13 protein-coding genes are annotated in these 14,930 nt (G+C 34.1%); 6 read left to right on the top strand and 7 right to left on the bottom strand.

Going from position 1 to position 14,930, the window contains the following annotated elements; translation table 11 throughout:
- Positions 1-106: 106 nt before the first annotated feature.
- The gene (locus VB796_RS20835) at positions 107-1,027 is read right to left on the bottom strand and encodes an imelysin family protein (protein ID WP_323348516.1); all 921 of its coding nucleotides are present in this window, start codon (positions 1,025-1,027) and stop codon (positions 107-109) included.
- A 186-nt stretch (positions 1,028-1,213) separates the two neighbouring features.
- Between VB796_RS20835 and VB796_RS20830 the strand changes: the two genes are divergently transcribed.
- Both VB796_RS20830 and VB796_RS20825 read left to right on the top strand, forming a co-directional pair.
- The gene (locus VB796_RS20830; protein ID WP_323348515.1) at positions 1,214-1,570 is read left to right on the top strand and encodes a hypothetical protein; all 357 of its coding nucleotides are present in this window, start codon (positions 1,214-1,216) and stop codon (positions 1,568-1,570) included.
- 108 nt (positions 1,571-1,678) lie between these two features.
- Positions 1,679-2,203, top strand: a complete 525-nt coding sequence (locus VB796_RS20825; protein WP_323348518.1) for a ferritin — start codon at positions 1,679-1,681, stop codon at positions 2,201-2,203.
- A gap of 56 nt (positions 2,204-2,259) precedes the next feature.
- Here VB796_RS20825 and VB796_RS20820 read toward each other — a convergent pair whose 3' ends face one another.
- The 3 genes from VB796_RS20820 to VB796_RS20810 all read right to left on the bottom strand — a co-directional run bounded on the left by VB796_RS20820 (position 2,260) and on the right by VB796_RS20810 (position 6,390).
- On the bottom strand, positions 2,260-2,520 hold the full coding sequence (locus VB796_RS20820) for a (2Fe-2S) ferredoxin domain-containing protein (protein ID WP_323348514.1): 261 nt from the start codon (positions 2,518-2,520) through the stop codon (positions 2,260-2,262).
- A gap of 275 nt (positions 2,521-2,795) precedes the next feature.
- Positions 2,796-3,932, bottom strand: coding sequence for a PepSY-associated TM helix domain-containing protein (locus tag VB796_RS20815; protein WP_323348513.1), 1,137 nt, complete (start codon positions 3,930-3,932; stop codon positions 2,796-2,798).
- A 1-nt stretch (position 3,933) separates the two neighbouring features.
- Positions 3,934-6,390, bottom strand: coding sequence for a TonB-dependent receptor (locus VB796_RS20810; RefSeq protein ID WP_323348512.1), 2,457 nt, complete (start codon positions 6,388-6,390; stop codon positions 3,934-3,936).
- A 369-nt stretch (positions 6,391-6,759) separates the two neighbouring features.
- On the opposite strand from VB796_RS20810, the gene VB796_RS20805 reads away from it, so the two are divergent.
- From VB796_RS20805 to VB796_RS20795, 3 genes are all read left to right on the top strand, one after another.
- On the top strand, positions 6,760-7,842 hold the full coding sequence (locus VB796_RS20805; protein ID WP_323348511.1) for a hypothetical protein: 1,083 nt from the start codon (positions 6,760-6,762) through the stop codon (positions 7,840-7,842).
- Positions 7,843-8,084: 242 nt separating this feature from the next.
- Positions 8,085-8,828 (top strand): DUF2490 domain-containing protein, encoded by a 744-nt coding sequence (locus VB796_RS20800; protein ID WP_323348510.1) that lies wholly within the window; start codon positions 8,085-8,087, stop codon positions 8,826-8,828.
- A 202-nt stretch (positions 8,829-9,030) separates the two neighbouring features.
- A complete protein-coding gene (locus VB796_RS20795) occupies positions 9,031-10,461 on the top strand; it encodes an AAA family ATPase (RefSeq protein WP_323348509.1) in 1,431 nt (476 codons plus the stop codon).
- Positions 10,462-10,896: 435 nt separating this feature from the next.
- On the opposite strand, the gene VB796_RS20790 is transcribed toward VB796_RS20795, so the two are convergent.
- The gene (locus VB796_RS20790; protein ID WP_323348508.1) at positions 10,897-12,927 is read right to left on the bottom strand and encodes a heavy metal translocating P-type ATPase; all 2,031 of its coding nucleotides are present in this window, start codon (positions 12,925-12,927) and stop codon (positions 10,897-10,899) included.
- Positions 12,928-13,078: 151 nt separating this feature from the next.
- A complete protein-coding gene (locus tag VB796_RS23810; protein ID WP_416233534.1) occupies positions 13,079-13,405 on the bottom strand; it encodes a DUF6660 family protein in 327 nt (108 codons plus the stop codon).
- 460 nt (positions 13,406-13,865) lie between these two features.
- On the opposite strand from VB796_RS23810, the gene VB796_RS20785 reads away from it, so the two are divergent.
- Positions 13,866-14,108: a hypothetical protein gene (locus tag VB796_RS20785; protein WP_323348507.1), complete on the top strand. Its 243-nt coding sequence runs from the start codon at positions 13,866-13,868 to the stop codon at positions 14,106-14,108.
- A 273-nt stretch (positions 14,109-14,381) separates the two neighbouring features.
- Here the strand turns inward: VB796_RS20785 and VB796_RS20780 are convergent, their stop codons facing one another.
- On the bottom strand, positions 14,382-14,777 hold the full coding sequence (locus tag VB796_RS20780; protein WP_323348506.1) for a rhodanese-like domain-containing protein: 396 nt from the start codon (positions 14,775-14,777) through the stop codon (positions 14,382-14,384).
- Between the last annotated feature and the right edge of the window lie 153 nt (positions 14,778-14,930).

The raw sequence follows: 14,930 nt of genomic DNA, 5'->3' as shown, positions 1-14,930 counted from the left end.
GTAGCTAAAACACGAGAAATCATAAGACCCAATCGAAGTTTACCCAGAAATCACAAGCCAAAAAAAAAGTATTTCATGAACTATAAAAGGCTGTAATTTCCCTTAACTAAACGACATTGGTAGTACCATCGGTTTTTTTGTAACGTCCCAAGTAAACGTTATAAATACCTAATTGGTCATAAATAAAATCGTTGTGCGTATTGTCAGAAAAGCAAGAATGCTCATCTTCTTGGTCGCCAGAAGCTAAAACAACAGTCATTCTCTCGCCCGAAAGTTCTCCTTTTGTCAATTTACCCAAACCTAAAAGTACGCTTGTAAGAGCCGTTGTTTCGTTGCCTGCTTTTGTAAACTGAGCATAATAAGTTCCCGTTTTATTGTCCCATTGTGTGGCTACTGCCTGCAACGATTCAATCAAGGCATTTGTAACAACTTGTAAATACGTAGCTCTGCGAGCCGCATTTTTAGCAGTAGTATAATCGGTGAAAGTTCTTTTTCCTGCCGAAGTAGCATAAAAATCTTGTCCCCACAACAAAAACTCAATGGCATGATACCCTACACGTACATCAGTTTCACCTTCAGACCCATTTTCTGCAAAAATAATATCTTTGGTGAGTGTAGGATATTTAGTAACATTATTAATCATTCCAGCGTTGGCATCGCCTTCCACATAGTCAATATAGGCTTCATCTAAAGGCCAAGAGTTGATTAAGCCCTCTAAACCAGCAGGTTCGGCATCAATAGGCCCATCATAAAAGCGATAGGCTTCTGTTTGTAAATATGCAGGGCGAGCATCAATCCATGCTTTTTGACACGCTGCCAAACCTGTTGCTGACGGAGCTTTTACAAAAGCATCCACAGCCGTTTTCAATGCTTGAACACCCGTAATGGCATCTGAATAAGAAGCAGATACGATAGTAGCATAATTTAAAACGACATCTCTTTGAGTCGTTGCGGGTGTAGCATCATCCGATTTACAAGCCGTAAATAGTGCTGCACAGGTTAGAGTTGTATAGAAAATCTTTTTCATTTTTAGCAAATTTTGTTGTTGCCTCACCATGAAGCATTTGTATTAGTTTAAAGTTCTTGCACAAATTTAGACCAATTCTAAATAGAGAACAAATTTTATTTAGACTTATTTTAAATAACTCTTTGAACTTCATTTTCCATCTTTTATATTTGTATGAAAAATGAGAAAATAAAATTGTATTATTAGATGAATTTAGCGGAAAAACATTTAGCAGAATTGTACCAAAACCAGAAAGGTATTACTTGGCAATGTGATATTACCAATCGAATTTATATGAAATTTGGTGATACGTTGACTGCTTTTAAGATTCAAGATTTTTTAAATTTTCGAAGAAAAGTAAATAAAGTAGATATTCACGAAATGATTTTTAATCTTTCAGATGATTATGATTTTGAATTAATTGAAGCTCCTCAAAATGGGTTTTCGTCTCAGTTAACGCTCTGCGAAATCGTACAACTCAGAGATTTATTAGACGGCACAAAGTTCTCTCTTCATGTAACCTCAATGCTTTTTGAAGTTTTAGGAGAAGGGGCTTTCGCATAAATATCCTTTTTTAGAATCAGTTCAAATTTCAAAAAAAAATCTCCAAAGCTGGATTTTTTTATCAGTTCCATAGTAGTATTGTAAAAATATTAACAAACAATACTGATGATGAAAGACTTGGTTCGCCTCCGTACTTCTCTAAAAGAAGAAATAGAAATAGCTTTGAACGCTCAAGCTAAATTGGAAGCAGAAGCTTCTCAGAAATATTTGGCAATGGCTTCGTGGTTAGACCGCAATGGTTATGAAAAATCTGCCGAGTATATGTACAAACAAGCAGAAGAAGAAAGAGAACATTTTTTGAAGATTTTTAAATATATCAACGAAGTAGGTGGAACGGCAATAACTCCTATTTTAGGGGAAGTTCAACAAGAATTTGGAATGTTTAAAGACATTTTCGAATTAGCTTTACAGAGTGAAATAACCGTTACTTTGTCGATTAATAAAATAGTAACAAAATCACGTGAAGCTCAAGATTATGCAACCGAAGAGTTTTTGATGTGGTTTGTGAAAGAACAACGTGAAGAAGAGAAAAACGCTCGTCGTGCTTTAGAATTGATAGAATTAATTGACGAGACAGGCTCAGGAAAATTTGTTTTAGACAAAGAAATCGCCAAAATTGGACAAGAAGAGTAACAATGAATGATAAATAAAAAGCCTTCTCAATTTAATTGAGAAGGCTTTTTTTGTGATTAATCCAGTACCATTTCTTTGAAAATTTTATCAGCTTCCCACATAGAAACATCGGTCAGCCATTTATTCTGAGGTTGAAAACACATTACTGGAGCGTGCTTACAACGGTCTGTACACTCAATTTTGACGATTTCAACGGTATCCTTTAGTCCGTAATTTTTAATAGACTCTTTAAAAATCTTACGAAGCTCTTTATGTTTGCTGCATTTGCTTCCATCGCAGATGAAAATGGTTTTTTCGGGAAAAGTTAGTTGGCTCATGTTTATCAATATTAGATCTAAATTTACGATTTAATATTGATAAACATAAGTCTAATATTTCTAAAATAGAACCCAATCCACAAAACTCCCATCATTTTATTCATTAATACTTACAACACATTAATTCATAGAATTTTGATGTCATTGATAAAGTGTTAGCATTACTGCAATCACTAACATTCCTATTTTTCATATTGTAAATATTAGGACAAAATATAACACTATTTTAAAATACCGCAAGTCATTGATAATCAAGCTTATGATATTCATAATTCTTAATTCGTCATTGTACTTACTTGACCAACTAAGGTTGTTGTTTTCATTACTTTTTTAGTTGCTTTTTTGCGTTTGCCCCACCAAATGTAAAACCCTGTGATTGGTAAACTTGCTCCAAAGAGTCCTGCTAATAAGGCTAATATTTTACCTCCAAAACCAAACATTCTGCCTGTATGTAAGTCAAAATTGGACATTCTGATTTTATCTGCAAGAGCATAATTTTTGTATAAATCCTGACTCAGTAATGTTCCTTTGTATTGGTCAAAAACGAGGGTGTTTTGTTTGCGAACCCATTGATAGGGATAACGCATGACAAAACGGTATGTCCCAACACTGTCTTTGGGTAGTTGAATATTCGCAGAGATATATGCTCCGTAAGACGTTGCCACGTCAAAAAGAGAATCTAACGAGACTTTCTGATTATCGGGAGCATAAACCGAATTTACTTTTTTCTTATAGGTCATCGGTACGCTATTCAACTTATAAATCGTTTCTGGGATACTTTCAAATACCCAAAATAATCCTGTGAAAGTAATGGGCAATAAAATCCATAGAAAATAGAATCCCCAAACATTATGTAAGTCGTAATTAATTCGTTTTTGGGTGGCGTTCCATTTCATTTTAAAAGCAGACTTTAACTGATTCTTTTTGGAAGGAAACCATAAATAAAACCCAGAAAGGAGCATCACAAAAAAGACAAGCGTATTCCATTTAATGATTTCTTCACCGACTTCACCCAATAATAAATTGATATGTAATTGTACGACAATCATCATAAAATCCCTATCCATACGTTTTTCTCCATGAATTTTACCCGTAAATGGATTCATCGCAATGCCTTTTCGCTTTTGGGTGATTATCAAAACAGCACTATTACTGGGTACTTTTTTGATTCTTACCTGACTCACTTTTTCTTTAGGATATGCCTTTTTGAAACTCGCTAATAATACACTTGGTGGCAGTCGTGCGTGATTACCCAAATCGTTTACATAGAGAAATTCTGATTTTGTAAAATCATCAAATTCCTCTTGGAAAGCATATAAAGCTCCTGTAATGGATACCACAAACACGATTAAACCCGATGCTAAGCCCAACCAAAGGTGTATTTGTCCAATGATTTTTTTGATATTTTTCATCCTAAATGGCATAATTAATACTCAACATCCAAGTACGTGGAGAGCCTGGAAACATTCTGATTTTATCGTATCCTCCTACCCAGTATGTCGTGTTACTCAGGTTATTGGCATTTAGTTGAAGCTGACATTTGCCTACTTTATAATAAATAGCCCCTGTTAACAATTGATAGGCTGGAATTGCTTGCGGTGCTGCACCCGCTGCCACGATAGACCCCAAACGTTCGGTTGCGAAGTTTGTACCTAAGCCTATGCCCAAACCGCTTAAATTTCCTTTACTGATGACATATTTTGTCCAAATATTACCTTGATGTTTGGGGGCATTTGGTTTTTGACGACCAATTAACGTTTCGTCTTTACTTTGGGTAAACGTCGCATCATTGTAAGAATAATTGACGATTAAATTCCAGTTGGTTGCTAATTGTCCAATAATATCAAATTCAATTCCTTTTGAAACTTCTCGTCCTACTTGCGTCAACAAATCAGGTTGTCCGCTTATACCAGCATTATACAAGGCTCCATCTACGGTTAGTTGATAAATGGATACATTGGCAGTTAAACGTTTATCGAACCAATCTGTTTTTGTTCCAACTTCGTAAAGCGTGCTATAAAGTGGGTCAAATGGTCCACCAGCATTCACATTTGAAACCGCTGTTGAGGTCTGTGGTTGATACCCTTTTACAAAAGTTCCATACGCATTGATGTGATTATTGAGCGTATAGACCAATCCCACTCTTGGAATAAGGGCTTTTTGGGTTACTTTATTCTCGGTCGAAGTAGTATAATTTTCTAAATCGGTAAAATAATCCTGACGTAAACCCAACAATACTTGTAGTTTTTTATAGGTTATTTGGTCTTGTAAATAAATTCCTTGAGTGGAATAAAAAGTTGATGGGTAGTCTGTTCGTTGATAGAAATACTTGCTCATATCAGCCAAAAAATACGGATTAGTAGCCTTCAAATCATAATGAGCAACATTAGGAACAGGGTTTCCAGCGGCATCTAACAGATAATTAGCTTTTTTTGTAGCATCATACGTATTGATGCTTCCTGTATTGGTGGCATTTCTGTAGCCTCGGGCGGTAAGTTGTGAGCCACCAGCCGCTAAAACTTCCTGAGCGTAATCGTACCCGATAACGAGTTTATGAGCGGTTTCCCCTAAATCAACATTTATGTTAAAATAATTGGAAATATTATCTACATTGAAAGTTCTTTTACGGATAAACACCTGCATTTCAACCTGCGAATCAATCAGTTTACCCGCAGCATCTTTGGCATAGGTATTAGCAGAACGATGTTCTAATAAATCTTCATCGTACGAAGTCCTCATAAAGGATGTATTGAAGCTAATCCGATTAGAAAACTTATGATTTAATGATACCGTAGCATTATATACGTTCTCTTTCAAATAATCATTTGTACGGTTTAATGATTTTGAAATTGGGGTAGAATACAAATCCCCTGTTCCCAAAACAGATTGCCCTCTATCCAAACGAGAGTCGCCATTTTGTAGTACAATATCAAAGTTTATACGGGTTTTATGGTTGGGTAAAAACGAGAAAGAGGGTGCAATGATGTAATTTTTTTCAAATTGTAGGTCACGAAATGACCCTGAATTTTCGTAACCTACGTTTAGACGATATAACAAAGTTTTTTCCTCGTTCATTGGTCCAGTGAAATCTGCGGTAGTTCTGAAATTAGCAAAGCTTCCCATCGAGATATTGAAAGATTGACGTTTTTCGTCCAACGGTTTTTTGGTAACACGGTTTAACGAACCTCCAGCGGCAGCATTTCCGAATAGGGCAGAGGAAGGGCCTTTAATGACTTCAACTCGTTCAATATGGGGTATCAATTGCTGTTTCCAGAAACTCGTAAATGCACGCATTCCGTTGACTAACATCGAATAATTATCATTTCCACTTACTCGATGCCCTCTGATGGTGAGGTCATTATAAAAGGTAAATTGACTAACCCCACTCATGTTTTTAACGACATCATTCACCCGAAAAGCTGCTTGGTCTTGAATTAACTCTTTGGTTACATAGCTGATTGATTGAGGTAAATCTTTTAAAGCCGTTGCCGATTTAGAACCTATAAAAGTAGCGTTGTTTTTATATTCGGTTTCTTTTCTTCCTGTTATTTCAACCGTTTGGAGTTCTGTCGAGGCTTCTTTTAATTGAATAGTTAGTGAATTATTGCCATCGCTAATTTTTACTTTTTGGCTGAGTGTCTCGTAGCCAATTCCCGAAGCCTGTAAAACATATTCTCCTTCTTTGAGATTCGCAATTGAGAAAAAACCGTCTTGATTCGTTGTGGTGCCCCATTTTGTACCTTTGAGAATGATATTGATACCTGCCAGTTTTGTATTTTTTGAATCAGAAACATCTCCCGATAACTGAGTCTTTTGGGCAAAACCCATAAGACTTATTGTGATTAATAAACTTGTAAATAGAAATTTCATAAATACTTTAATTAAAATTTGAATGTAATACTGCCATTATGTGACAGTGCTTTGTATTTCGAAGGTTGAAACCTTTGAATACTCTTTATTGGTTAGGTTTCTACCGTAATTTTGAAATGCTTAACAAGACAATTGCCTACTTGAATATGTGATGCAAAGTTTGCTACTATTTAGAATAATTCCAAATAAAATCATCTTTTATTTGGAATTATTCTAAATAGTAGAGTGCTTATTGCTAAACCTTTTTAAATGATTTTCTATTTTTTGAGATTTGAATCAAGTTGATTTATTTGGATTTATTCTAAATAATGGCTAATCTTGTATTTATTATTATTAATTAATCTAAATAAATTTTAAACTCTCTTTTAAATGAAATCAAACATTATCACTATCTTCTTTGCCTCAATATTGATATTTTCTTGCTCAAAAGATGAAGTAAAAGTTGATCCGTTGGTAATCCCAACTACTTATGAAGCGACAACCTTTTCGGCAAATACAACGGCAGAAGTAGCACTCAGAGCTGATTATGTTGCTTTAGAAAATGAAATCAAAAAAGCTCGTGTAAAAGGTGTAGTAGTTGAAGCGACAACGTTAAACACTCTTTTTTCTAAATCAATTTCTGGATTATCAACTACCTATTACAAAACTTTAGTTCCGACATTAAACGATAAAATAGCCAAAGCAAGCAAAGCAAACACTGCTTATTTATTAGGAAAAACTCCTTCTGAAAATGGCGTTGGTGGTATAGCAGGAGGTTATTTATTTGATGAAAAAGGCTTAGATGTGGAGCAGGTAATTTCAAAAGGGTTATTTGGAGCGTTTCATTACAATCAAGCTGTGGTATTATTGGCAAGTCCAACCCAAGCTAATTTGGACAAAGCATTATATTATTTTGGAGCGAATCCATTATTTCCAAATACCAATAACGCAACCAAAACCACAAGTCCAGATGTGTATTTAGCTAATTATGCCGCACGTCGTACTAAAGCCGTTTCAGGTGTTTACTTAGATGTGAAAGCAGGATTTATCAAAGCTCAAGCTGCTATCAAAGCAGGTTCAAGCTATAATAAAGAACGAGACGAGGCAATTGAGGCAATTTTATTAAACTGGGAAAAAGCCAATGCCGCCACTATTATCAATTATTTTAATGATGTCTATACAAAACTAAGTATCGTTCCTTCTACGGATGCACTCAAATCTGGAGCCTTACACTCTTTTGGAGAAGCAATCGGCTTTTTAGGTGGTTTTAAAGGTGTTTCCAGAAAAAAAATAACGGATGCACAGATAGATGAATTGTTAGCTAAAATGGATAATCCTTCAAAATTGGTGGGCAATCAGGCTGAAGTTGATAAAATATTAGAACTGTCAAAATCATTGCAAACTATCTATGGTTTTAGTACACAAGATTTGCTTGATTTTAAGCAAAACTGGATAACTTTAGAAGAAAGATAAGATTATACAGGTTCAATATTATCAAACCGTCTCTAATTTATCAGGGCAGTTTATTAATTTACCTTCCCAAATATAGCCTTTAATTCAAAAGAATAGCTTTTGAATTAAAGGCTATATTTGTTACTTTCTGTATCGGTTTACAAAATTTTAATATTATAATACACTTTATTTTATAGCGTATAACAATCTTCCTTAATTTTGAAGTGTGCTGTTATCGGCAATTTACTTAAAACTCATCTTTTGTGAAAAAACTCATTTTATTTTTCTTTATCAGTATTAATGCTTTTGCTCAAACGACCCGTCAAACTACCGACGAAGAACAAGTTTGGACGGCATATTTTAACCAAACTCGGCTTTCTAATAAGTGGGGAATTTGGGGTGATTTTCATTTTCGTTCCACCCATGACTTTGTTGGAGAAGCTTCAAAAGGCATTATTCGATTAGGGGCAATGTACTACATAAACGACGATTTGAAATTTACTAATGGTTATGCTTTTATCAACCATTTTCCAGAAGAAGGTCACGCCAACGTTTCACAACCAGAGCATAGAATTTGGCATCAGTTACAGTTGCATCATAAATATGGCAAAGTGCGTACCATGCAGTGGATAAGATTGGAGGAAAGATTTAGACGAAAGATTAAAAATGATAATGAGTTAGCAGATGGTTTTCGTTTTGATGAACGCATACGCTATAATTTCTTCTTGAACGTCCCTTTGAGCAAAAAAGGAATTGCTCCTAATACTATTTCGGCATTGTTGAATAATGAAGTGATGATAAATCTTTCTCACAACAATGTTTATAATGTTTTTGACCAGAATCGTTTTTTCGTAGGTTTAGCCTATAATTTTGATAGTCATTCAAGTCTTCAATTAGGCTATATGAATATTTATCAGCAATTGAGTGCTGGAGATAAATTTAAAAATATCAATGCAATTCGACTATTTTTTATGCAAAATCTCGATTTTAACCATAAAAAGAAATAGAAAGAAACCTTTTTCTCCCAATAACTGCTTATTACTTCTTCATGATGAGTATCCATACTTTATAATTCCGAATGATTATAAAGGACTTCATTTCGTATGTTTTTCGTTCTCAGAAATTTTTTGATTTTAATGTTATTTCCATTATTTGTTGTTAATTTTGGAAATAACGTTAATTATTAAATGGTTTTTTCCAAAATTAAATATGCTTATCGGTAGAGAACAAGAAAAAAACATTTTGTCTAAATTGCTAAAATCCAATCAAGCGGAATTTGTGGCTATTTACGGTAGAAGAAGAATAGGCAAAACATATTTGGTCAGACAATTCTTTAATGAGCAAATAAAATTCTCATTTACAGGTTCTTATGAGACAGAAACAGTTATTCAAATCAATAATTTTTGGGTTGAGTTAAAACGTGTTTTTCCACAAGCATCTTATTCAGAAGCTCCTCGAAATTGGTCGGAAGCATTTCAACTTCTGACTGACTACTTACTAAGTTTGCCAGATAATAATCAGAAAATCGTTTTCTTTATTGATGAGCTTCCTTGGCTCGACCGTACAGGTGCAAATTTTGTGTCGGCATTAGCATATTTCTGGAATCAGCATGGTTCTCAGCAAAATAGGCTAATTTTTATTACCTGTGGGTCGGCGGCATCGTGGATGATTGGAAAGTTATTGAAAGCACAAGGAGGTTTACACAATAGGGTTACTTGCCGAATAGAATTAAAACCTTTTAATCTTAAAGAAACCAAAGCCTATTGTGATTTTAGGAATTTGAAATTTAACGAATACCAAATCACGCAATTATATATGGTATTGGGTGGAATTCCCTATTATTGGCAAGCCATTGAACAAGGAAAAAGTGTAGCACAAGTAATTGAAAATTTGTGTTTTGATACCAATGGAATTCTAACAAAGGAGTTTGAATATTTATACCATTCTTTATTTAAAAATGCCGAAAAACATATCAAAGTGATAGAATCGTTGGCATCGCATCCGTATGGACTCACCAGAACACAATTATTGGAGGAAACACAAATTAGTAATGGGGGAAATTTTGTAAGAGTTATCGAAAACCTGATAGATTGTGGCTTTATAAAATCTTTAGAACCTTTTGGGAAAAAGAATAGAGATACAATTTTTAGAATTGTAGATTTTTACAGTGTATTTTACCTAAAATATATTGTCAATAATATCGGTGATAGAAATAATACTTGGCAAAGTTTATCTACCAGTCCAAGTTATAATTCATGGATGGGATATGCCTTTGAAAATATTTGTCTAACACATTTACATCCAATCCATGTTGCTTTGGGAATTAGTGGCGTTTACACTAAAATTTCATCATTTTATTTTAAAGGGAATGATGAATTACCAGGAGCTCAAGTAGATATTGTAATAGAACGAAATGATGGAATTATACATTTGTGCGAAGCTAAATTTACCAATACAGAGTTTTTGGTAAGCAAAGACGTAATCCAATCATTCAGAAGGAAAAGGCTTGTTTTTCAGGAAGTTACCAAAACAAAGAAAATGGTAGTGAGTACATTACTGACAACTTATTCAGCGATTCAAAACCAATATTATAACGAAGAAATACACTCGGAAATAAGCTTAGAAGCACTTTTTATTTAGAAATTGTTACTAATTTTTAGATAGATTTTAGAAGTAATTGGTAATGTTACAAAATGTAATACATTGATAATAAGCAAATTGTTCGTTTTTTATCACTATTCTGAGTATTTACGCTCGTCATCGTTCAAAAAGATGGCGAGCGTAAACATTTATGAGGTCTTTCAGAATAATCATAATTCGACGTAAAATATTGAACAGTAAGCGAGAGAATAGTTGCGTACTTTTCAACATTCACAAATCCGTAATTATTTTACGGAACAATATACTTATTGACGCAAACCGCAGACGGGGTGAAAAACCGCCGTCAGGGTTTCGGACAAATACCCTGACGGTGGTTTTTCACCCCGTCTGCGGTTATTGAAGTCGTTTTTTTGCATTGCGTCAATAAGTATAGACTTCCGTTATTTTACGGAAAAGCGTTAGTGAGAAATAAAATTAAAATTTCATTTTCTGAATTCTCACCGCATTCAAAATAGCTAAAAGTGCTACGCCTACATCAGCAAAAACAGCTTCCCACATGGTTGCCAATCCGCCAGCACCCAAAAGCAATACAATGGCTTTTACGGCAAATGCTAAGGTGATATTTTGCCAAACAATTCGTTTAGTTTGTTTTCCAATGTTGATTGCCATTGGTATTTTTGAAGGCATATCGTCTTGAATTACTACATCGGCAGTTTCGATGGTTGCATCACTACCAAGTCCGCCCATTGCAATTCCTACATCACTCAGAGCTACTACTGGAGCATCATTGACACCATCACCAACAAAACAAACGGTTTGATTTAGAGCTTTTAATTCTTTGACTTTATTTACTTTATCTTCTGGTAAAAGGTCGCCAAATGAGTTGATGATACCGAGTTTATCGGCTACAAATTTTACAATATTACTTTTGTCGCCACTCAGCATGGTTGTTTTTACGCCTAATTCTTGGAGTTTATTTACCGTAAATTGAGCATCTGCTTTGATACTATCGGCAATAGTGAGGTAGCCTACAAACTTTTTATCATAAGCAATGGCTATCAAGGTATAAATAATTGTGGTGGGGTCAATATCATAAATAATAGAAAATTTATCCATCAATTTAAAATTACCAACCAATAATTCTTTGCCTTTTACTTCGGCTTTTAAACCATGTCCTGATATTTCTTCGATGTTTTTTAGTTCTATATTGGTATCTTCTTTCCCCACAAATTGATGAATGGCGGTGGCTATTGGATGTGAACTTTTACTTTCCAAAATATTAACCATATTTAGGATTTCATCTTTATTAAATTCGGGATTAAACACAAGCTCTTGCACCTTAAAAACACCTTCGGTCATGGTTCCTGTTTTGTCCACTACAACATTTTGGATATTGGCTATTAAATCCAAAAAATTACTCCCTTTAAATAAAATTCCATTTTTTGAAGCCGCTCCAATTCCTCCAAAATAGCCCAATGGAATAGAAATTACCAAAGCACACGGACAAGAAATTACCAAGAAAACTAAGGCACGATAAAGCCATTGACTAAATATATAATCTTCGATAAAAATATACGGAAGTACAATGATGAGAGCGGCAAATAGTGTTACAATTGGAGTGTAAATTTTGGCGAATTTCCTGATAAACAGTTCAGTAGGTGCTTTATTCGCACTTGCGTTTTGAACCATTTCTAAAATTTTACTCAGCTTGCTATCAGCATAAGCAGTCGTGACTTTGACTTGTGAAACGGTATTCAAATTTATCATTCCAGCTAAAACTGTTTCGCCCTTTGTTTTGGTGTCTGGTTTACTTTCTCCTGTTAGGGCTGCGGTGTTGAATGAAGCATTTTCTGACAACAATTCTCCATCCAACCCGAGCTTGTCACCTACTTTTAATTGAATAATATCTCCAATATTTACCGATTCGGCTTTGATGATTTTTGCTTCATTATTTTGTAAAATCGTTACTTCGTCGGGTCGTTGGTCGAGCAAAGTTTTGATATTTGTTTTGGCTCTTTTTACGGCTAACGTTTGGAAAACCTCTCCAATGGTATAAAATAACATAACTGCCACACCTTCAGGATATTCACCGATAGAAAATGCTCCAATTGTAGCAATACACATGAGTAAAAATTCTGAAAAAATATCACCTTTCATCATACTTTCAACTGCTTCTTTTAAAACAGGAAATCCGACTGGTAAATAGGCAAAAACATACCATATAATTCTAATCCAACCCGTAAACCAAGTTTGAGGAAAATAATTATCCAGCCCAATGCTGATGAGTAGTAAAATTAAACTAATAATAGCAGGTAAAAACATTTGAAATGTGCTTTGATTACCACCAGAGTGGTCATGTCCGTCATCATCAGAATGTTCATTGTGGTCGTGGGTGGCACAGCAACCTGTTTCTTTAGGTTGTTTTTTGTTGAGAAAATTATTTTGTTCTTCTTGTGTACAACAAAGTTGTTTACCATCATTGTCGTAAATATGTTTGTGTTCCATCTTAAATCTATGAATTAATGTTCATCACATTTTTGGCAATAGCAATGAACGATTGTAAATATGATACGTCTGTATTTCTTAAAAAAATGAAATACAGATTGACCTGCTGAATGAGATTTTCAGTAATGAATAAAACGGTAAAAATTAATATTTATATTTGGGGCGGTTGCCAGATATTTCCATGAAAATTAGAAGCAAAAGAGTCATTTTTAATAATTATTCTTGCGTTCAGCGGAAAAAAAGAAGTATCCTTTATCGTTAAAATAGGACATTGAAAACTAAATACGATGATGGAACCGCAACAAGCACAAATGCAAAAAGGAGAACATGATTCAGTGTCTGCTTGGTGGTTGTGATGGTCAATTTGAGCGAAATTTTCTTTCCCATTATTCAATATTTTACAATCCTCCGTATCATTGCAAGGTAGCAGCGAAAGTATGAGAATGTAAAATGAGAATATGACTGAAAAGAATTTCATGTGGCAAATGTAGGATAAATACCTGTGCAACAGGATTTCATAAAAGAAATATTTTGACAATAGAAGTCTTTTATTTTCAAATGATACCCATTTTTTTGGCATTATTCCTCTCAGGAGTTGTCAGACTTATTGAGCCCAAGAGATAAACTGATATACCTTTTTATCTCAATCAATTTTACGTTAGTCCTAAATTAATAAAATTGGCTATACAGTCTGCACATTTGTAAGGCCAATAAAATAGATTTTAAGATTACCCTCAAAGTTTTTGTATCAATTGATGATGTAAAAGAATACATGATTGATTTGCAAATTGGGAGACGAAATCTATCTCTTGAAGAAGAGTCGTATTACCGAGGGCTAAAATATAATTCTCAAAAAAAATAGAGGCATTGCCTTACAAGTAAATACAAATGAAGAACAAGTTATTAATGTTGCCGAGAATTTAGCATTAACCTATAACGTGAGTTCTCGAACCATAAAAAATGACGGAAAATTTGCAGATGGAATGAGTAAATTTTCCGAATCTTTAAGAAAAGAAGTATTACAAGGTGTTAGTGAAATTAGTAGCAAGGATATTCAAGCACTTGTAAATGAGGAGATTGATAAAGATTCAATTGATAGTATTGATAACTTATCTTCTGTGATTGATAAGGCTAAACCGTCCTATTATCAGTTGAAGAACCCAAACTTTTACTCGAAATAAAACAGCTTTCACAAAAACTGAAGACGATAAAAGTTGCGATATTTTGATTGAGAAAATTGCTATTTACAAATCATAGATAAAGAGTTGTGTAATAGATATAAATAGAGAGAAATACCAACCAAATAAAATTTTAGATTGAGGTTAAATGCAACAATTAACAAGAACCTGTTAATTGTTGCATTTCGAGTAAATACACCTTTTTACATCATCTTTATAATGTTTAAATCGGGCAGATATTCAGATTTAGAAATATCTACCCGACTTTTGGTAAATTTAACAGGCACATTGAATTTTTGCACCCGTTTGACTTCCTTTTGTTCCATCAGTGGCATATCCATCAAATTTCCACCATTCAATACCACCAATTAGTTCTTTCACTTTGAAACCAAGTTTCGACATATTCAACGCTCCTTTTGTAGAGGCATTACAACCAATTCCATCGCAGTAGATAACATAGACGAAATCTTTGTCTAAGTGCTTTGTGCTTTCTTCGTTCATTTCACGATGTGGAATATTAATGGCCGTTGGGATGTGTTCAGCTTCAAAACCAAATTCTTTTCTTGCATCAATCGCAATCACCTTTTCTCCATTATTTAAGGCATCGAATAAATCTGACGGGTCCATTTCAAACGCCAGTTTATTTTCATAATGTTTAATTTGTTCTTCCATTTTTTTGTAAATTTTATTTTTAATTACGTAATGATGCAAAACAAAGTTGCTTTTTTGTATTTTAATATATTGATTTATAGCGAGTTATGAATATTGTTGCTAATTATAAAACCCCAAGCTCTACTTATGAAGCTATTTAATGAGACAAAACTA

The organism is Arcicella sp. LKC2W (genome assembly GCF_034931005.1).
In the GTDB taxonomy this organism is placed as follows: domain Bacteria; phylum Bacteroidota; class Bacteroidia; order Cytophagales; family Spirosomataceae; genus Arcicella.
This window is presented reverse-complemented; position numbering and strand designations above follow the sequence as displayed.